The organism is Amycolatopsis albidoflavus (genome assembly GCF_039525725.1).
Classification (GTDB): Bacteria; Actinomycetota; Actinomycetes; order Mycobacteriales; family Pseudonocardiaceae; genus Amycolatopsis; species Amycolatopsis albidoflava.
In genome coordinates, this window is the sequence record NZ_BAAAHV010000021.1 from 35064 (window position 1) to 53217 (window position 18154).

The window sequence follows — 18154 nt, forward strand, 5'->3', positions numbered from 1 at the left end:
CGCCTCCCTGCTCGCCGTTTACGTGTCAAGAGTCCAGTTGTGCGGCCCGTGTGGCTCGTCGAGCCACGCCACGTGCTGCCCGCGGGAGACAGTGAGGCCGAACCGTTCGCGTTCCGGCTGCCCTAGATCCGTCCATTCAGCGTGAGCTTTTTCGACTTCGTCCCACAACCGCCGCGGCCCGCCTTGCCGCACCAGGTGCACACCGTCATCGGTGGTCACGTGGCAGGCCCACGAACCATCGTTCTGAGCGAGCCACGTTTCCGGCAGGCCGCCGCCGTTCGGGGTGAATCCGACGGATTCCCAGCCATCACCAGGAATCGTGAGTGCACCGAAGAACTCGAAGGGGTTGGCGGAGTTGGTGACCAGGTCGACCGGCAACGGGCTCGGCCTGCTCTCGCCCTCATCCCCCCCGACCTCACGGAGAACCTGCTGCACCGGCGATGTTTGGTTTACGCGAACCGGCATGAAACCGCCGTAGTTCGGTAAGAAACTGCCTTCCGCGCTGTGGGTCGAGTGCACGATCAGCCGTGCGAGCAACCCACCGCGGCCGAGTCGGTCGAGGGGAACGACGATCATGCCATCGGTTCGAGTTTGTTCGATCCACGCTTGCGGAACCGAGCGGAGCCCAACGGTGGCGATCACTCGGTCGTAGGGCGCTCCGTCGGGCACTCCCTTCGCGCCATCGGCGGCGACAACCCGCGGCGTGTAGCCGAGAGATGAAAGCCGGTCCCGTGCGTGGTCGACGAGGCCCTCGTCGACGTCGACTGTCGTTACCCGGTCCGAGCCCAAGCGCTCGCAGAGCAACGCCGCGTTGTATCCCGTTCCGGTGCCGATCTCGAGGACCTGCTCGCGGCCGTTCAAGTCGAGCGCCCGCAACATCCGAGCCATCAGGCCGGGGGCGCTGCTCGACGAGGTAGGCGGCCCCTCGACCCGGTCGCCGCGTCTGGCCGCATCGACATTCTTGTCGTCGCCGCCCACCTGCGTGACCAGGTGATCGATGCTGTAAACCCCGGTGAGCCACTCGTCGGCCGGTTTCTCGACCAGCGCCCAGCCTGGCCGGTCTCGGCGCGCCTCGAAGTAGTACGGCACGAACTCGTGTCGCGGTACCTGCGCGAACACGCTTCGCCACGCCGGATCTTCGAGCGCGCCCGACTCGACGAGTTGCTCCACAAAGCGCACCCGATGTTCTTTACTGTCGGTCAAGAGTTTTCCTCTTCCCTTCCAGGGCATCCGCGAGCGCGGCAGCAATGGGCATTCCTGTCTCGTCTTCAATCCATGCCCATTGACCATTTGGGTTACATTCCAAAAAAGACCACTCGCCGTCTGGTGCGACCACGAAATCCAGTGCACCAAACCGCAGTCCGAGCAAGTCAAGCAGCGACCGCACGCGACTACGCACGAAATTCGGCGTCTCGATCACCGAGTAACTCAAGGCAGCGTAGTCGGTACGCCAATCCTCGACGGCCCCGGCCGTTGCCGCGTCGATTCGCGCGGCGAAAAATTCGTCGTCGACGACAGTTAAGCGCACCTCGTATTGCTTCGGTGCCCATTGTTGGAACATGTGCATGGTCCGGGCGATGTTCTCGTCATCGCATTGTTCGGCGGTGACCTTGCGCGCGTAAGGAATCCGGTACCCCTCGGCGTCGGATACTCCGCGGCTGGTGAACGGCTTACTCACCACCTCGCCGAGTTCTTCGACGAACCGTCGCGCCTGCTTCGGATCGTTGGTGACGAGGGTTCGCGGTACGTGCAGCCCGCACCGCGCAGCGGCTCGGAGTTGAACCGGCTTGTACTCGGCTAAGCCGATCTGATGAGGGTGGTTGAGCCAGGGCTCGACTGCGGCGAGCAGACCACCGAAGCCGAGCCGAGCCTGCGACGCCGCCCAGATACGCTCGGGCTCGCTCATCTCCGGGTGAAGCTCGAACGCCGTCGGGCGCCGGTAGTAGATGCCGGCGACGTCGTCGAGGTCGAGCGTGCGCTGCGCGGTCCGTAGCTGCCCCGACCAAGTCGCGCCGGACAGCTCGGCACCCGCCGACAGACTTTCGGGGAAGTCCGCGACGTCGCACCGAAACACCGGAACCTCGCGACGGTTCAACTCGGCGACCACGTAGTCCGCCGTCGGATCGAACGTGTGCGTCAGGACAAGCACAGACCGCGCAGCAGTCACGGCTCAGTCCTCCCGAGCGTCGGTGTCGGAGTCCGGACCGTTCTGTCCATCCGCGTTCGTCTGCGTGTTCGTCGTCCCGTCAGTGTGCCTGGCCAACGGCACCATGCCGCCGCCCTCGCGAATCAAACCGATCTGCCGCTCGGAGTCGTAGCCGAGCTGGTCCGGGTCAAGGCTTGTGCTCACCCGGGGGCGCACGGCCAAGGTGAGCCCGAACGGCTGAACACGAGACGGGCGCTCGTCGCTCGCATCCAGTGCTCCAAACGGTCGCCCGAGCGGGAAGTGATCCGACGCCGGGAAAGCTCCCACAGCTCCAGCACGGGTGCCGTGCAACTCAGTCGGCATACCTGCCTCCTCCTCTGATTGTGTTCAGTCAAGTACGTTCCGTGTTCAGGGCCCACAAGTCCAGCCCCCGCCACCGCGCGCCGTCTCTTTGGCGCGTCGAGGTAGGCCCAACGGACCGTCACGCGGCCACCAAGGCAGGGGCCGGGCAAGGTTTTTCGTCATCGTTTGGTTCATCACCCCAATCAAACGGCGCAAGCTCGGCTGTCTGCTCAGGGTCGTTGGCAACCTTGCGCCACACATCCAAAACGTAAGGGCGCGTTCCGAGTCGGCTCGCTACCTCGGACATACCCTCGTAAAGATCCCCTCGAGCGACAGGAAATTCGCCGTCATCGGGGTCGGGTCTATCCTTTACCGTCGGATCAACACCGCTAGTTCGCCCACGCCTTGAAGCATGACGCCCCGTTGACGGCGTTATGTAATATAGAACTAAGACGCCAACCAGCAGTGCAAGCACGCCAACAGTTCCGGACAAATAAACGAGCATCTGATCACCCTGCAATCATATTAACTTGCCGAATCACAGCTCATTGCCTGGCACTCTCCGGAAGCCACAGACTAGAAGGTTTCGGAATTACTAGCCGCGGCGCATTAGGAGAACTTGGATGCGGCAAAGACATAAGTTCACCGAAGACGTCGACCAGACTTCCTTCGCTTGCCCACACGAGCCCGCCAGTGCCGTAAACACTCGCGTCGCTTTCATCCACCCGAATTCGATACGCCGTTGAATCATCCTCGGCGCGCACGAGAACCGATTCCATGTACAGGTCATCTAGCGCACGGGTATAGAGCATCGCCGGGGGAATATGAGGCAAGTCCATAAGACTGATCGCGCGAAATTTGCCTGCCAGCTTGTCGAATACCTCATCGAGAGCAGTCACGACGAAACCTCGATCAAAGTGGAAGACAGATCGATACGGCTAGACGTCTGCATTCCCCGAAGTGCGCGAGATCGGGCCGCAGCGGGCACAGAGTCACCAAGGGGCTTCACCCCTGCGCCCGCCACGAACCGACGCGGACCAACAGCACGCACAACGGCGTGCTGCGGGAGTTGGTCTCGCTCGCGCGCGCCAGACTTCGAGTCCGAGCGTCTGCCGTGCCGCCCACGTTGTCGAGCCTCATGCACGCACTCGACAACACACCACACCGCGCTGCTCAGCGCTACGCCACCGAGCAGCGCGAGAATCAGCGCTTGGCTCACACTCACTGACGCCACCTCCCGTAGACCGGAAAGTGACGCTAAGTTTGATCAAGACCTATTTGTCAACTGACTGTTGACAAACTGGCGCATTCACTCATTCAGGCTAGTTGGCAGACAGGCCAAACCTGTTCCTCAAGCTCCCCAGCTCCCAAACGGTCGTACGGGCACGTCCGTCTAGTTGCATGACAAGTTCGCGGGCAATTGGGTCGTGGTACAGCCGTTGCGGAGCTGTACGCGCCGCGATGTCCAGATGCCGGACGGCATCGAGGTCTCGTGGTCCTTCATCCTGCGCCAGCGCGCGAGCGAGGTCGTAGTGCCAGGCGGCAACACGGTTCGGACTGTCGAAAACGCCTAGGTCTACTGAATCGCGTTGAACCCGTTCGACAACTGCGGGGCCTTCGCCAAGTTCGACGCCGATTGCCAACGTCCACGCTGACACGTTGGCAGGCCCGAAGTGCTGCATGAGCCCGTTGCGCTCGCCTGTCCGCTGGGCGAGACGTCGAGCCTCGGCGAGGTGGGAATGCGCATCCTCGGTTCGGCCGGATCGAGCAGCCTCCAAGGCTGTTGTCAGTTGCAGCAAGCCGTACATTTCGGCGCTAAGCGTGTCGGTGGTCGTGGGGTCCGCCGAGCTGGCCAATTCGTTTAAGGCTGTATCGAGCGACCGGGCGGCACGGCGGCGCGCTCCGACACGCATCAAACTCAGTGCGTAGTACCAACGGGCAAAGCCGAGTAGCGCAGGCTCACCAAGACGTCGCGCACCTTCGAGCCCGCGCCGCGCCGCCTCGACACCGAGTGTCGGATGCCCGAGGTTCTTGCTCAGCTCATACGCGACGAGGCACGCCTCGATGAACAGTCTCAGCGCTTGCCGCTGCCCTGCCTCGTCTGCGGTCTTAGCCGTGACTTGGAGTTCAATCAGCAACTGACCAAGGTCACGGCCGGCGATCTCGTATCGAGTCCGGTCTCGGTAGAGGTTTGCGTCTCGTACACCGTGCGCCAACTCGTCGAGAGGGCGCGCGACCAGGTCGGGAACGTCCTCGAAGTCGCAGTCCATCAGCGCAAGCTGAATCTGCGGGATGGTCGCCAGCGCAGCCGCAGAGTGCGCGTCGGTAGGTGCGTACGGCTCGCCCGTCAGGTCGAGCACATGGCACTCGTACGCCTCGGCGATGTCGTCGAGCTGGCCTCGCCGGTCTATACGACGTTCGCCAAGCTCGATTTTCGAGAGGTTCTGTCGGGTCATACCGAGCCGATCGGCGACGAGTTGAAGACTCCAACGGCGCCGTTCTCGGATCGTGCGCATCCGCTTCCCGATCTCACTCGGTGTCGGTGCAGGCTTGTCCATTCGTGAGGACACGGCGTGATCACCCTCTCGGCAGAGTCAGGCCCTCCACGCGCCCCTAGTCGTCAGATCAGGGCGTCTACCTCGCAGAGATACAGGCCGAGCGTACCGGCCTCGACACGGAGCCCCCAGTAGCGCCGACTCGAAATTCATACGCCGTTTGCACCGCCGGGCCGGTCGTTGACCACCTGGCCGGCAGACCCGCGGACTGTCGGGCTCGGGGTCGAGTGCAGCACGTGGTCGACAGAGGTCATCAGCTCGCCGGTTGCTTACCGTCGAGCGGGGATCGGCTACCCTCGTACGCGGTAGCGTGTCCGAGCGGCCGAAGGAACATGTCTTGAAAACATGCGAGGGTTCTGCCCTCCGCGGGTTCGAATCCCGCCGCTACCGCCAAACTTTCCCGATCAGCGGAAACTAGCTGGTCCCGCGGTTCCGTCGAGCGCGCGCACTGCGCAACGCTAGTGCGGAGAAGTACGCCTTACGAGCGGACTCGGCCTGGATCGCCCGCTGACGCGGCGACAGCACACCATCCGGATCAACCTGCTTCTCGAAACGGTCCTGCGCAGCCTTTCGAGCCGATGCCGTCCGTGCCGCACGGTCCGTGGTGTTCGCCCACGATGTATGAGCCGCGATTTTCGCGCGCGTGGTGCGCTGCGCTGGCGTCATCCCCTCCGATTCCATGCCACCAAGCACAGCGCACCCCGTGTCACCGGCTAGACGCGGTCGCCCAACGCGAGCGTTCGCGCGGACTTGTGCGCACGCTCGACCGCGGCACTGGCGCCGTACCGGCCGAGCATCTCGCGCGACTTCCAACCCATGATGCGCATGAGGTCGTTCTCGTTTCCGCCTTCCAACTGCCAGTAGTGCGCGAACGCGTGCCGGAACATGTGCGGATGAACGTGACCGATTCCCGCTTGCTTCGCCCTCCGCTCGACAATCGCCCGAATGCCCTCATCGGTGAGACCGCCTTGGCCAGTCGACCCCAGCCACAACGCCGGTAACGCCGCTTGAGGATGCCGCCGACGAACACGCAGATAGCGGCCGATCGCTCTGCCAGTCTTTGCCCCGTACGGGATCGTGCGCAGCCTTCGTCCCTTGCCGAGCACTTCAACTTCGTCGTAGTCCTGGTCGACCGAATCGAGTTGGAGGGCCGCGACCTCGGCCCGACGTCCGGCCGACGCCCAGAGAAGACGCAAGATCGCTTCGTCTCGGCGGTCAACGAAGTCTTTCCCCGAACACGTCGCCAGCAACTCGCCCATCTGCTCGGCGTGCAAGATCGGCACCGGCGGCGGCTCGTACTCCGGTGCCTTCATCCGATCCATTGGCGAGCGGTCGATCTCTTCCTCGTTCACCAGCCAGTTAAAGAAGGTCCGCAGCGTCCGAAAGTGGTTGTGTGCGTTGCCCGCGCTGGTCGTGTCGAGGACTTTCTTCATGTAGAGGCGCAGGACCGACGTAGGGATCTCGGTCGGACCGAACTCCTCGTCTTGCGCCATCGCAAAGGTGCCGGCCTGATAGACGACACCGAGGTAGATCACCACCGTGCGCTCGGACTTGTTGTCCGACTCAAGGGACCGACGCCACTCCCGGGCCAGCTCGCCCCATTCCCCGGGCGCGTACTTGATCGGGTCTTTCATGCGCTCCAACCTGGTCTTGAAGTGTCACCAGGCGACTGCACTGGAAGCGCTGTGCTCGCTCTTTGCCGTACTGACTGGCGATCTTCTAGACCAGGTCTGCGCTGGTCAGAGACCCAAATCGGAAGCGGCGGGGCTCTCGGCTCACGTAGATCTCTCTACGCTCGCTTTCAAGGCGTCTGCATTCGGCCGCTCTGCCACGCTTCCTTCTAGGTCAGGGTATCGCGCCGTCCTTCGACGTCGTCCAGGTGTTCGAGGACCCGGGTGAACGCCGTGGCCACCGCGGTCTGCTCGTCCGGCGTCAGCAGGTCGATCAGGTGCTCGCGGGCGCCGCGCACGTGCGTCGGCGCGGCTTTGTCCAGTACGTGCTGGCCGGCGTCGGTCAGCTCGGTCAGCACGCCTCGCTTGTCTTCCGGGTCCGGGCGGCGCGTGACCAGCCCGGCCGCCTCCAGTTTGCCGATCTGGTGCGACAGCCTGCTCTTCGTCGAGCCGAGCAGCGCCGCCAGTTCCGTCATCCGCGTGCACCGGTCCGGAGCCAGGTTCAGGCAGACCAGGACCTCGTAGTCGGCGAGCGAGATGCCGTGGCTTTCGGTCAGTTCGCGGTGCAGCCGCTGGCGCAGCCGCAGCGACGCGACGATGTAGGCCCGCCAGGCGCGCTGCTCGGCCGGGTCCAGCCAGCGGACGTCCTGGTCATCGCTCATGTCCGGAAGCGTAGAAGGCCGGTTTTGCCCCTGGTGTTCCGGCCCGGCGTGAAATTTCCGGGCGAACTTCCCCCAATGGAGGGTTACGAAAAGGTTGAGACTCGGCGCGAAGAAGCGCATCCTCGATGGACAGCGGAGGGACGACGAGGATCCGCGGAGCGCGCCGAAGGGCACGCCGGGCCCCGTTTCCCACCGGGAAAGGCCAGGTGGTGGCATGGCAGGTAGTTCCCGCGGTTGACCGCCCGCTGTGACCCCGCGATCGGCACGGCCCCGTTCCGGTTCGGTCGCGATTGCGAACAGCACGAGCACCCCGTGCGCTCCGGCATCGGCCACGCGCACCCGGCGTCGTCATGTCGCTGCTTCTCTTCGCGGCCTCGGCACCGCGAAGGCAGCGCCGGACGCCAGCCCGGCCGGTGGCCAACCGCTGTCAACGAAACCTCGGTAGTACCTGGGTGCGGCCCCCAGCGCAGGGGCCGCACCCAGCCTCGTTCCCGGCTTTGCGGCTACCCTTTCCGCGTGCGATTCGACGACAACGCGGATCTGGACTCCTCCGAGATCCAGGACATGCGCGGCAGCGGCGGTGGCGGAGGCGGCGGCATCGGCGGCCGCGTGGCCATCGGCGGCGGCGGGCTCGGCATCGTCGGCCTGGTCATCTACTTCCTGTTCTCCCAGTTCGGCGGCGGTCCCAGCACCGGCACCTCGCCCGCGGTGGGCGGGGTCGGGCTCGGCGACGTCCAGTCCGGGCAGCAACTGGATTCCGGCACGCTCGCGAAGAAGTGCAAGACCGGAGCCGACGCGAACCGCGACCACGACTGCTCGATCGTCGCGATCGTCAACTCCATCCAGGACTACTGGACGCAGGAGTTCTCCCGTTCCGGCCAGACCTACCGCAAGGCGACCACCCGCTTCTTCACCGGCGGCGTGCGCACCGGCTGCGGCGGCGCGACGTCGGACACCGGGCCGTTCTACTGCCCGGCCGACTCGTACGTGTACATCGACCTGTCGTTCTTCAACGAGCTGAAGACCCGCTTCGGCGCGCAGGGCGGGCTGTTCACCGAGGCGTACGTGCTGGCCCACGAATACGGCCACCACGTGCAGAACCTCACCGGCACGTCCAAACGCGGCACCGGCACCGGGCCGACGTCCGGCTCGGTACGGCTGGAACTGCAGGCCGACTGCTACGCGGGCGTCTGGGCCAATCACGCCAGCACGACGCCGACCAGTTCCGGGAAACCGCTGGTCCAGGACGTCACGAAGGACGACATCTCGCGCGCGCTGGACACCGCGTCCCGGATCGGCGACGACTACATCCAGAAGAACCTCGGCAACGGCCACGTCGACAAGTCGAGCTTCTCGCACGGCACCTCGGCGCAGCGCGAGAAGTGGTTCACCACCGGCTACCAGACCGGCCAGCCCGCGCGTTGCAACACCTTCAGCACCAACGATCTCGGCTGACCCGGGATACAGTCAGGCGCATGCACGCGATCACGATCCGCGAACCCGGTGCCCCTGACGTGCTCGAATGGACCGAGGTCCCCGATCCGGAACCCGGTCCCGGCGAGGTGCTGCTGGACGTCACGGCCAGCGCGGTCAACCGCGCCGACCTGCTGCAGCGCCAGGGAAACTATCCGCCGCCGCCCGGGGCGAGCGACATCCTCGGCCTGGAATGCTCCGGCACGATCGCCGAACTCGGCGAGGGCGTCGAGGGCTGGCAGGTCGGCGACGAGGTGTGCGCGCTGCTCGCCGGCGGCGGGTACGCCGAACGCGTCGCGGTCCCGACCGGACAGCTGCTGCCGGTGCCCGCCGAGGTCGACACGGTCGCCGCGGCCGGGCTGCCCGAGGTGGCCTGCACGGTGTGGGCGAACGTCGTGATGCACGCCGGTCTCGGCGAAGGCCAGGTGCTGCTGGTGCACGGCGGCGCGGGCGGCATCGGCACGCACGCGATCCAGGTGGGCAAGGCGCTCGGCGCGACCGTCGCGGTCACCGCTGGTTCGCCCGAGCGGCTCGAACGCTGCCGCCAGCTCGGCGCCGACCTCACGATCAACTACAAGGAACAGGATTTCGTCGAGGTGCTGCGCGCCGAGACGAAGGGCGCCGACGTCATCCTCGACAACATGGGCGCGAAGTACCTGGACCGCAACGTCGACGCGCTCGCCGCCGACGGCCGTCTGGTCATCATCGGCATGCAGGGCGGGATCAAGGGCGAGCTGAACATCGGCAAGCTGCTCGGCAAACGCGCGAGCGTGTACGCGGCCGGACTGCGGTCGCGGCCGCTGGACCAGAAAGCGGCGATCGTCGCGGATGTCCGGAATCGCTTGTGGCCGTTGGTGGAACAGGGTTCGGTGCAGCCGATCGTCGGCGACGTGGTGCCGATGGCCGAGGCCGCGTCCGCGCACCGGATGCTCGAGGAGGGCAGCATCTTCGGGAAGGTTCTGCTGGCCGCGAAGTCCTGACGCTCGTGCGTGTTGATGCCGGTTCTAACCGGCATCAACACGCACGAGGCTTCAGCGGAGTTCTTCGAGTACCCGCACCAGCTGGTTGATCTCGAACACGTTGGAGTAGTGCGCGAGCCCGATCCGCACCGCTCCGCCGACCTCGCCGACGCCCAGCGACGCGAACACGCCGCTGGTGCCGTCGTCGGCGAACGCGCACAAGCCTTGCGACGCCAGGTATTCGGCGACCTGCGACGATTTCGCGCCGGCCACGGCGAACGCGAGCGCGGGGATCCGGCGCATCGCGTCGCCGATCACCATGATGTGGCGCAGCGAGCGCAGTTCCGTGGACAGCTGCGCGAGCAGCCCCGCGTGGTACGACTTGGCCGAACCGAGCGACGTCACCAGGCGTTCGCGGCGCGAGCCGGTCGCGGCGTCGTCGAGGCCGGCGAGGTAGTCGATGGACGCGACGACGCCGGCCAGCAGCGGGTACGCGTGCGGGCCGAGTTCGAGCCGCGCGGGCCCGGTGGCGGTTGGGTCGAGCGACACCGACGAGATGCGTTCCAGCAGCTCCGGATCGCGGAACACGAGCGCGCCGACGGCCGGACCGCCCCACGACGGAGCGGACACGACCATGACGTCGGCACCGAGTTCTTGCAGGTCAAGAGGTACGAACGGAGCCGCGTAGGTCGCGTCGACCACCACGAGCGCACCGACGCGCTTGGCGAATTCGATCACCGTCGGCACGTCCGGCCGGGTCCCGACGGACCCGGACGCCAGCGTCACCGACACCGCTTTCGTCCGCGCGGACACCAGGTTCTCGTACTGCCACGCGGGCAGTTCGCAGGTCTCGATGTCGATCTCGCTCCACCGCACCACCGCGCCGACGCGCTTCGCGGCACGCCGCCAGGGCGCGATGTTGGCCTCTTCGTCGAGCCGGGAGACGACGACCTCGTCGCCGATCGTCCAGCGTTCGGCCAGCGCGTCGACAAGCCTGCGCAGCAGCACCGGCGCGCTCGGCCCGAGCACGACGGCGGCCGGGTCGGCCCCGACCAGATCAGCCACGGCCCGGCGGGCCGCGGTGACGATGCTTTCCGCCCGCTGGGAGGCCGGAAAAGCTCCGCCCGGCCCGGACACCGGCGCCCGCATGGCCGTCGAAACGGCCGAAGCGACCTGTTCGGGCACGAGCATTCCGGCGGCGCCGTCGAAGTGAATCCAGCCGTCGCCAAGCGCGGGGAACAGCCCACGGATACGAGCGACGTCGAACGCCATGGGGACACCGTACGGACGTGCGGTTTCGCGGTTGCCGCGGGGTTGGGCAGAACTGCCCGAACGGCCGCTAGGCTCGGGTCAGGACCGCCAACAGCGACGGGGATGGAGCACATGAGCGAGCCGAACTTCGGGGGAACGGGCGCGACCGGGGACGGAACGGACGCGCCGCACGTGGTGGTCGTCGGACCGGACGGGGTTCCGGTCGGCACCGCGCAGATCGCCCCCGACGGCGAGGACAACGAGACCGTCGGGGACCTGGTCGAGGAACCGGCCAAGGTGATGCGCATCGGCACCATGATCAAACAGCTGCTGGAAGAGGTCCGCGCCGCGCCGCTGGACGACGCCAGCCGCAACCGGGTCCGCGAGATCCACCAGACGTCGGTGCGCGAACTGGAGCAGGCCCTCGCGCCCGAACTGCGCGAGGAACTCGAGCGCCTCGTGCGGCCGTTCACCGAGGACCAGACTCCTTCGGACGCCGAACTGCGGATCGCGCAGGCCCAGCTGGTCGGCTGGCTGGAGGGCCTCTTCCACGGCATCCAGACCGCGCTGTTCGCGCAGCAGATGGCCGCGCGGGTGCAGCTGGAGCAGATGCGGCGTGGGCTGCCTGCTGGCTCGTCCGGGTCTGTTGGGCAGCCGGGTGAGGGGCACGGGCACGGGATTACCGGGACTGGGCAGTACCTCTAGGGGCGACTGCGGTCCGTCACCATCGCCTTGGCGGTGGTGACGGACCGTCTCTTCTCGTCAGTACTCGTCGTACATTCGCGGTTTTTCGTTGAGGTTCGAGTAAAGCCCCGGGTGCGTGAAGGAGCCGGAGAGGATATCGATGAGGAAGTCTTCAATGCTTCCTTCGTAAGCACCCCAGTCTGGACCCGTGTTCTCCAAGAAGAAGATCTTCCCGTCGGGTTCAGCCGGGCTGACGGCATTCCAGAAGTACGCGTGCTCGTCGTCCACCGCCCACGGAATAAGACCGGGGTACTCCGGGTGGAACCGGTGTGGAAAGTAGTCCGGCAGAATCTCTCTGCCTTCGTGGAAGGACGAAATCGTGATCTCCAGCCGATCCTTGAACATCCCCAGGGAGTCAGCGCTCTGGATCGGCGAGATGAAGTAGATGCGCCCGCCGAAGGCGCCGGTCGGGAACGTGGCGGCCACAGCTTTGAAGTCTTCGGGAAAGGCAAACCCCATCGCCTCCTCGACCTCGGCCCAGGACAGTTCGCCGGCCACGCTTCCCGTCCAGTTCAGAAATTCAGCCAGCCGACCAGCAGCTTGCACGCTGACCACCCCTCCCCACTCCGCACGTCCTACGACGGAGCCACTTCTACCTCAACCCTGGTTCTTCGCGGAGAAGAACGCTCGAAGATCTCCGATCAGCAGGTCGGATTCTTCGAGCGCCGGGAAGTGCCCACCGCTCGGGAATTCCGTCCACCGCACGATCCGGTCAGTCCGCTCGGCCAGTTTCCGCAGCGGAAGCCCGATATCGTCCGGAAACACCGCGACCGCGGTCGGCACAGTCGACGACGGCAGCGCCGCACCCCACTGGACGTCCTGGTCGGCGTAGATCCGCGCGGACGACGCGGCGGTGCGGGTGAACCAGTAGATCGAGACGTTGGCGAGCAGATCGTCGCGGTCGATCAGGTCGTGGTCGGTGTTCGAAAAGGCACGGAACTTCTCGGCGATCCAGGCCAATTGCCCGGCCGGGGAGTCGGTGAGGCCGTACGCAAGCGTTTGCGGCTTGGTGGACTGGATCATCGCGTAGCCGATGCCCGTCTGCTGGAAGGCCCGCGATTTCTCCAGCGACCGCTGCCCTTTCGCCAGCTCGTCCCCGCTGAGCCCGTCGAGGTCAGCCTCGTCGCGCGCCACCGCGGACGGCACCATCGTCACGTGCGCGCCGATGATCCGGTCCGGGAATTGGAGGCCGAGTTCGCGGGAGATCAACGCGCCCCAGTCGCCGCCGTGCGTGCCGAACCTTTCGTACCCGAGGCGGGTCATCAACTCGGCCCACGCGCGCGCCGTCCGCGCCGGTCCCCAGCCGCGGTCGGGCGTCGGCCCGGAAAAGGCGAACCCGGGTACGGACGGAACGACGACGTGAAACGCGACGGCCGGGTCGCCGCCGTACGAACGGGGGTCGGCGAGGGGGCCGATGAGGTCAAGGAATTCGACGATGGAGCCCGGCCAGCCGTGCGTGAGAAGGAGCGGGACGGCGTCCGGTTCGGGGGATTTGAGGTGCAGGAAGTGGACGTTGGCACCGTCGATGGTGGTGGTGAACTGGGGGAAACCGTTGATGCGTTCTTCCTGGGCGCGCCAGTCGAACCCGAGCCGCCAGTACTCGACGAGGTCCTGGACTTCGGTCACCGGAATGCCCAGCTCCCACGCCGGGTCTTCGAAGGGGTCCGGCCAGCGGGTGTCGGCGAGACGACGGGCGAGGTCGTCGAGGTCGGATTGCGGGATGTGGATCCGGAACGGGGTCTCGGTCATGGGGAAAAAGCTATGGGGGATTGAGGACAGACCCGGTCCTCGATCAGAACCCGGCCAGAACGTCCAGCACCCGGTCCACTCCCCGACCGTCCACAGCAGACCGGCCAGCCGCCGCGAGCCGTGACCGCAGCGAAGCGTCCGACAACAGCTGTCGCAGCGTCTCCGTCGCCTCCGGCAGCCGCTCGCCCAAGGTATCCGCCGAACCCAAGCCGCGCGCCAGACCTCGTTCCAGCGCCGCCTGGTACCCGGCTGCCTGGTTGTCCACCAGTCGCACCGCGGCCGTCGGCACCCCGAGGCAGCACAGTTCCAGGAACGTCACTCCAGAAGCGCTGATCGCGACATCCGTCCCGGCGAGCAGGTCCAGCAACCCGGCGTGCGGCGCGGCGACCCGAATTGCCTGGCCATCCACAGTGGACGGCAAGGTCGGCGTGCCGCGGACCAAAGCGTCTGCCACGAACGGCAATCCCGTGTCGGCAAGCGCCTGGAGCAACAGCGAAACTGTCGAAGCCCATTGGGCACCGCCGCCCAAAACCACCGTCACCCGCAACGGCGACGAAGTGCTCCGCCGAGAACGCGCGCGCAGCACGACGTCTCGAAGCGGGGTGTACTCCACTCCCCGCAGCAGCAAGCCCGAACCGTCCTCGGGCCGCGGACCCGGCGCGAAGCCCGAATCCACCACCACATCCGCCGGGCGGCGGCCGAACACGTCGTCCTCAATGGACAACAGACGAGCGCCGGCGGCGTTGACCTCGGCGCGGACGTCGCCGATCCCGTAGTGGTCCAGGAGCACGGCGTCGAAGCCAGAAACCAAGTCAGCCAAGGGAGAAACCGGCAACCGCGGCACCGACAGCTCGTCGAACCGGGTGGCCAGCCACTCCGCGTTGGCCGTGGAGCCGGCGAAGTGCACGTCCCAGCCCCGCGCGACCGCGCGCTCGGCGTAGGCGACTACCCGGGAGATGTGCCCAGCCCCGATGGTCGGCGAAGAGTCTGCCCGGAGCAGCAGCTTCACTGGCCGACCTTCTTCTGCTCGACGTGCGCGTTCAACGCCACCAATTCCGGCCGCGACCTCAGCAGCGACACCACTGAACGCCACGAGCCCGGCGCGTCGCCCAGCTCGGCCACGAGAGCCGAGATCAGCTCCCAGTCCTCCACCGTGTCCAAAGTGACCCGCAGATCGTCGGCCGCCGGGCTGACCACGACGCCGGTGCAGGAGTACCGGTCGGGCTGCCGGTAGATCGCCGACGTCACGTGCTCGCGGTCCGCCCCGGTCGCGGTCGCCACCTGCTCGGCCAGCACCGAGGCGCGCACCAGCTCCGCGTCGAAGCCGCGCGGCAGAGTGCGGACGAGCGTGGTCGAGACGTAGTCCAGCGACGGTTCGGCCCGCCACACCGCGACCAGCCTGCCGATCAGGGCCGGATCGAGCAGCGGGCAGTCCGCCGTGAGACGGATCACCGCGTCCGCCGGATGCTGCGACAACGCGAGCCCGAAGCGGGCGACGACGTCGTCCAGCGGCCCCCGGACGACGTGCGCGCCACACCGCTCCGCTTCGGCGGCGACCGCGTCGTCGGACACGTCGTCCGAGGTCGCGACGACTACCTGGTCGACGCCCGGAGCGGCCGCGGCGGCCCGGACGACCCAGCCCAGCACGCTCCGCCCGGCGAGCGGCCGCAGCACCTTCCCCGGCAGCCGGGTGGACGACGACCGGGCCTGTATCACGGCGTTGACGCCGGGGCCTGCACGCATGGGTGACATGATGGCCTGCGGCGCCCCGCGCCGATCCACGAACCCCAATCGCGGAGGTCATCGATGTCCGAGCTGGATGGCTCCAGCATCCTGCTCACCGGCGGGACCGGCTCCTTCGGCAAGGCGTTCATCGCCTATGCGCTGGCCGAGCTCAACCCCAGCCGGCTCGTGGTGCTTTCCCGCGACGAGCTGAAGCAGTACGAGGCCCGGCAACTGTTCAACGACGACCCGCGGCTGCGCTGGTTCATCGGCGACGTGCGCGACCGACGCCGCCTGGAGCGCGCCATGCACGGCGTCGACTACGTGGTGCACGCCGCGGCGCTCAAGCAGGTGGACACCGGTGAGTACAACCCGTTCGAGTTCGTCCAGACGAACGTCACGGGCTCGCAGAACGTGATCGAAGCGGCGATCGACACCGGCGTGAAGAAGGTCGTCGCTCTGTCGACCGACAAGGCGTCCAGCCCGATCAATCTCTACGGCGCGACGAAGCTGTGCGCGGACCGGATGTTCATCAGCGGCAACCACTACGCGGCCGCGCATCCGACGCGGTTCTCCGTGGTGCGCTACGGCAACGTGATGGGTTCGCGCGGCAGCGTCATCCCGTTCTTCCGCAAGCTCGCCGAGCAGGGCGAGTCGCTGCCGATCACGCACAAGGAGATGACCCGGTTCTGGATCACGCTCCCGCAGGCCGTGCAGTTCGTGGTCGACTCGTTCGACCAGATGTCCGGCGGCGAGCTGTACGTGCCGCGGATCCCGAGCATGCGGCTGGTCGACCTCGCGCAGGCGATCGCGCCGGGTTCGCCGATGCACGAGGTCGGCGTGCGGCCGGGCGAGAAGCTGCACGAGGAAATGATCGCCCCCGACGACGCGCGGCGGACTCTCCGGCTGACCGACCGCTACGTCGTGCAGCCGCACCTCGCCGGCTGGGGCTACGAATCGCCCACCGCCGGGGAGCAGGTGCCCGAAGGCTTCGCGTACCGCTCGGACACCAACGACCTCTGGCTCGAGGCCGACGAACTCCGCGAACTGGTCGAGCAATATGCCTGAGTTCCTCCCGTACGGACGCCAGTCCGTCAGCGAAGAAGACATCGACGCTGTTGTCTCGGTTCTGCGCGGTGACTGGCTCACGACGGGTCCCGCAGTCGCGAAGTTCGAAGCAGACCTCGCGGAGCACACCGGCGGCACGCCCGCCGTGGCCGTTACGTCCGGCACCGCGGCCCTGCACGTCGCATACGCCGCGGCCGGAATTGGTGCGGGTGACGAGGTCGTGGCGTCGCCGATGACCTTCGTCGCCACCGCGGCGACTGCGGCTTTGCACGGCGCGAAGGTGGTGTTCGCCGACGTCGAGCCGGACACCGGCAACCTGTCCGTCGACGCCGCCGCGGCCGCGATCACCAGCCGCACCAAGGTGGTGGCCGCCGTCGACTACGCCGGGCACCCAGCCGAACTGGACACCCTGGCGAAGATCGCGCACGACGCCGACGCTCTGTTGCTGGAAGACGCCGCCCACTCCGTCGGCGGTTCCTGGCAGGGTCGGCCGGTCGGCTCTGTCGCGGACCTGACCACATTTTCCTTCTTCCCCACCAAAAACCTGACCACCGCCGAAGGCGGCGCGGTCGTCACCGGGTCCGAGGAGTTGTTGCAGCGCGCCCAAGCGTTCCGCAACCACGGCTTGGTCCGGGACAAGTCCCGCCAGCGGTACCCGGACGAAGGCGCTTGGCACCAGGAAGTGCACGAGTTCGGCCTGAACTACCGGCTGCCGGATGTCCTGTGCGCCTTGGGAAGCAGCCAGCTCACGCGGCTGACGGAGTTCAAGCTGCGGCGCGCTGAGATCCACGCGCGGTACAACGCGGCGCTCGCGGATGTCGAAGGGGTCCTGACGCCGCCTCGCCGCGAGGGCGCCGATCCGGTGTGGCATCTGTACCCGCTGCGGGTACTGGACGGCCGTCGGCGTGCGCTGTTCGAGCACTTGCGGGGGCTGGGAATCGGGGTGCAGGTGAATTACATCCCGGCTTACTGGCATCCGGTGTTCGAGGATCTCGGCTATCGGCGGGGGTTGTGCCCGAATGCCGAGGCGTATTACGAGCAGGAGCTTTCGCTGCCGCTGTTCCCGTCGCTGAGTGACGCTGACGTGGACCGGGTTATCGACGGGGTGCGCGGGTTTTTCGGCATCTGACTACGGATCAGAAGGCCAGCGGCCGAAAAATTTGCCCAGTGAAGACAGTAAGCGCAGGTCAGCAGGGTTCACGCTAGCTCGCGATGACCCCCGCCGCCCTGCGCTGTTTCACAATATTTCACAGCTTGCCGCAGTTCTCCGCCGCCAGCGGGACACCGCCGCCTGACTCCGATTCGGGGTCAGTACCCGGGTTTAGGCAGGTGACGTTCGGCCCAACGCCGAAGCGGCCTAGCTCCGGTCCGGCGCGGCCGCCAGCTCAGCGTTCGAGCTTTCCGCGCGCCGACCGTCCCGAATCACCTTCGCGTGCCACAACAACACCCCCGGCACCACAGCCAACTCCAGCACCGTCGCCGCCCGAAATACCGGATGCGGCACCCCGGCCCTCCGCGCCGACAGAAGTCGCGGCAGCCCTCCCACCGCAGCCGTCCCCAGCACGAGCCGCGTAGTCGCCGCCCGCTTCTCCGGGTGGCGAATCGACCACCACAGCGCGAAGCCCGCCGCTGTCCAGAACGTGTTCACGAACCGGTATTCGCTGTCCACGCTGGGCGTCGTCGCGGCACCGCCCGGAGCGCGTTCCGGTCCGCCGAGGATGCCGGTGAGTCCTGAACCGACGGGAATCGCCCCCAGCACTCCGAGCGTGGCCAGCAACGCCTTGCGGGACTTCTCGCCTGCCATACAAGCGAG

Annotated in this window: 18 protein-coding genes and 2 tRNA genes; 6 read left to right on the forward strand and 14 right to left on the reverse strand. The window is 66.8% G+C overall.

What is annotated here, in order from left to right:
* Positions 1 to 18: 18 nt before the first annotated feature.
* From tgmC to ABD156_RS30740, 5 genes are all read right to left on the reverse strand, one after another.
* Complete coding sequence (gene tgmC, locus ABD156_RS30720) at positions 19 to 1203, reverse strand: ATP-grasp peptide maturase system methyltransferase (protein ID WP_344281625.1); 1185 nt, start codon at positions 1201 to 1203, stop codon at positions 19 to 21.
* Complete coding sequence (gene tgmB / locus ABD156_RS30725) at positions 1190 to 2167, reverse strand: ATP-grasp ribosomal peptide maturase (RefSeq protein WP_344281628.1); 978 nt, start codon at positions 2165 to 2167, stop codon at positions 1190 to 1192. Before tgmB ends, tgmC begins: the two co-directional genes overlap by 14 nt.
* Positions 2168 to 2170: 3 nt before the next feature.
* Positions 2171 to 2509, reverse strand: a complete 339-nt coding sequence (tgmA, locus tag ABD156_RS30730) for a putative ATP-grasp-modified RiPP (RefSeq protein ID WP_344281631.1) — start codon at positions 2507 to 2509, stop codon at positions 2171 to 2173.
* Between the two features lie 524 nt (positions 2510 to 3033).
* Positions 3034 to 3387 carry a hypothetical protein gene (locus ABD156_RS30735; RefSeq protein ID WP_344281634.1) on the reverse strand — a complete coding sequence of 118 codons (354 nt, stop codon included), beginning with the start codon at positions 3385 to 3387 and terminating at the stop codon, positions 3034 to 3036.
* Positions 3388 to 3810: 423 nt separating this feature from the next.
* Entirely contained in the window at positions 3811 to 5046 is a 1236-nt protein-coding gene (locus ABD156_RS30740) for a helix-turn-helix domain-containing protein (RefSeq protein WP_344282866.1), read from the reverse strand.
* Between the two features lie 301 nt (positions 5047 to 5347).
* On the opposite strand from ABD156_RS30740, the gene ABD156_RS30745 reads away from it, so the two are divergent.
* Positions 5348 to 5436 (forward strand) — tRNA-Ser (locus ABD156_RS30745).
* Between the two features lie 320 nt (positions 5437 to 5756).
* Here the strand turns inward: ABD156_RS30745 and ABD156_RS30750 are convergent.
* The 3 genes from ABD156_RS30750 to ABD156_RS30760 form a co-directional block, all read right to left on the reverse strand.
* Positions 5757 to 6677, reverse strand: a complete 921-nt coding sequence (locus ABD156_RS30750; protein ID WP_344281637.1) for a tyrosine-type recombinase/integrase — start codon at positions 6675 to 6677, stop codon at positions 5757 to 5759.
* Positions 6678 to 6796: 119 nt separating this feature from the next.
* Positions 6797 to 6881, reverse strand: a tRNA-Ser gene (locus tag ABD156_RS30755).
* Positions 6882 to 6883: 2 nt separating this feature from the next.
* Positions 6884 to 7375, reverse strand: a complete 492-nt coding sequence (locus tag ABD156_RS30760; RefSeq protein WP_344281640.1) for a MarR family winged helix-turn-helix transcriptional regulator — start codon at positions 7373 to 7375, stop codon at positions 6884 to 6886.
* A gap of 516 nt (positions 7376 to 7891) precedes the next feature.
* Between ABD156_RS30760 and ypfJ the strand changes: the two genes are divergently transcribed.
* Positions 7892 to 8830, forward strand: a complete 939-nt coding sequence (gene ypfJ, locus ABD156_RS30765) for a KPN_02809 family neutral zinc metallopeptidase (protein WP_344281643.1) — start codon at positions 7892 to 7894, stop codon at positions 8828 to 8830.
* A gap of 20 nt (positions 8831 to 8850) precedes the next feature.
* Positions 8851 to 9828: an NAD(P)H-quinone oxidoreductase gene (locus ABD156_RS30770; protein ID WP_344281646.1), complete on the forward strand. Its 978-nt coding sequence runs from the start codon at positions 8851 to 8853 to the stop codon at positions 9826 to 9828.
* 51 nt (positions 9829 to 9879) lie between these two features.
* Here ABD156_RS30770 and ABD156_RS30775 read toward each other — a convergent pair whose 3' ends face one another.
* The gene (locus tag ABD156_RS30775) at positions 9880 to 11079 is read right to left on the reverse strand and encodes a cysteine desulfurase-like protein (protein WP_344281650.1); all 1200 of its coding nucleotides are present in this window, start codon (positions 11077 to 11079) and stop codon (positions 9880 to 9882) included.
* A gap of 102 nt (positions 11080 to 11181) precedes the next feature.
* Here ABD156_RS30775 and ABD156_RS30780 point away from each other — a divergent pair, with 102 nt between their 5' ends.
* Positions 11182 to 11763, forward strand: a complete 582-nt coding sequence (locus ABD156_RS30780; RefSeq protein WP_344281653.1) for a bacterial proteasome activator family protein — start codon at positions 11182 to 11184, stop codon at positions 11761 to 11763.
* A gap of 57 nt (positions 11764 to 11820) precedes the next feature.
* Here the strand turns inward: ABD156_RS30780 and ABD156_RS30785 are convergent, their stop codons facing one another.
* The 4 genes from ABD156_RS30785 to ABD156_RS30800 are packed head-to-tail and all read right to left on the reverse strand — an operon-like array spanning position 11821 to position 15294.
* Complete coding sequence (locus tag ABD156_RS30785; RefSeq protein ID WP_344281656.1) at positions 11821 to 12357, reverse strand: SMI1/KNR4 family protein; 537 nt, start codon at positions 12355 to 12357, stop codon at positions 11821 to 11823.
* A 42-nt stretch (positions 12358 to 12399) separates the two neighbouring features.
* Positions 12400 to 13551, reverse strand: coding sequence for an epoxide hydrolase family protein (locus tag ABD156_RS30790; RefSeq protein ID WP_344281659.1), 1152 nt, complete (start codon positions 13549 to 13551; stop codon positions 12400 to 12402).
* 43 nt (positions 13552 to 13594) lie between these two features.
* The gene (locus ABD156_RS30795) at positions 13595 to 14560 is read right to left on the reverse strand and encodes a spore coat protein (protein WP_344281662.1); all 966 of its coding nucleotides are present in this window, start codon (positions 14558 to 14560) and stop codon (positions 13595 to 13597) included.
* On the reverse strand, positions 14557 to 15294 hold the full coding sequence (locus tag ABD156_RS30800; protein ID WP_344281665.1) for a cytidylyltransferase domain-containing protein: 738 nt from the start codon (positions 15292 to 15294) through the stop codon (positions 14557 to 14559). Before ABD156_RS30800 ends, ABD156_RS30795 begins: the two co-directional genes overlap by 4 nt.
* A gap of 63 nt (positions 15295 to 15357) precedes the next feature.
* Here ABD156_RS30800 and pseB point away from each other — a divergent pair, with 63 nt between their 5' ends.
* Positions 15358 to 16341 carry a UDP-N-acetylglucosamine 4,6-dehydratase (inverting) gene (gene pseB / locus ABD156_RS30805; RefSeq protein WP_182893700.1) on the forward strand — a complete coding sequence of 328 codons (984 nt, stop codon included), beginning with the start codon at positions 15358 to 15360 and terminating at the stop codon, positions 16339 to 16341.
* Positions 16334 to 17470 carry a DegT/DnrJ/EryC1/StrS family aminotransferase gene (locus tag ABD156_RS30810; RefSeq protein WP_344281671.1) on the forward strand — a complete coding sequence of 379 codons (1137 nt, stop codon included), beginning with the start codon at positions 16334 to 16336 and terminating at the stop codon, positions 17468 to 17470. The genes pseB and ABD156_RS30810 overlap by 8 nt, the downstream gene beginning before the upstream one ends.
* A gap of 228 nt (positions 17471 to 17698) precedes the next feature.
* On the opposite strand, the gene ABD156_RS30815 is transcribed toward ABD156_RS30810, so the two are convergent.
* On the reverse strand, positions 17699 to 18145 hold the full coding sequence (locus ABD156_RS30815; protein ID WP_344281674.1) for a DUF4345 domain-containing protein: 447 nt from the start codon (positions 18143 to 18145) through the stop codon (positions 17699 to 17701).
* Positions 18146 to 18154 lie beyond the last annotated feature (9 nt).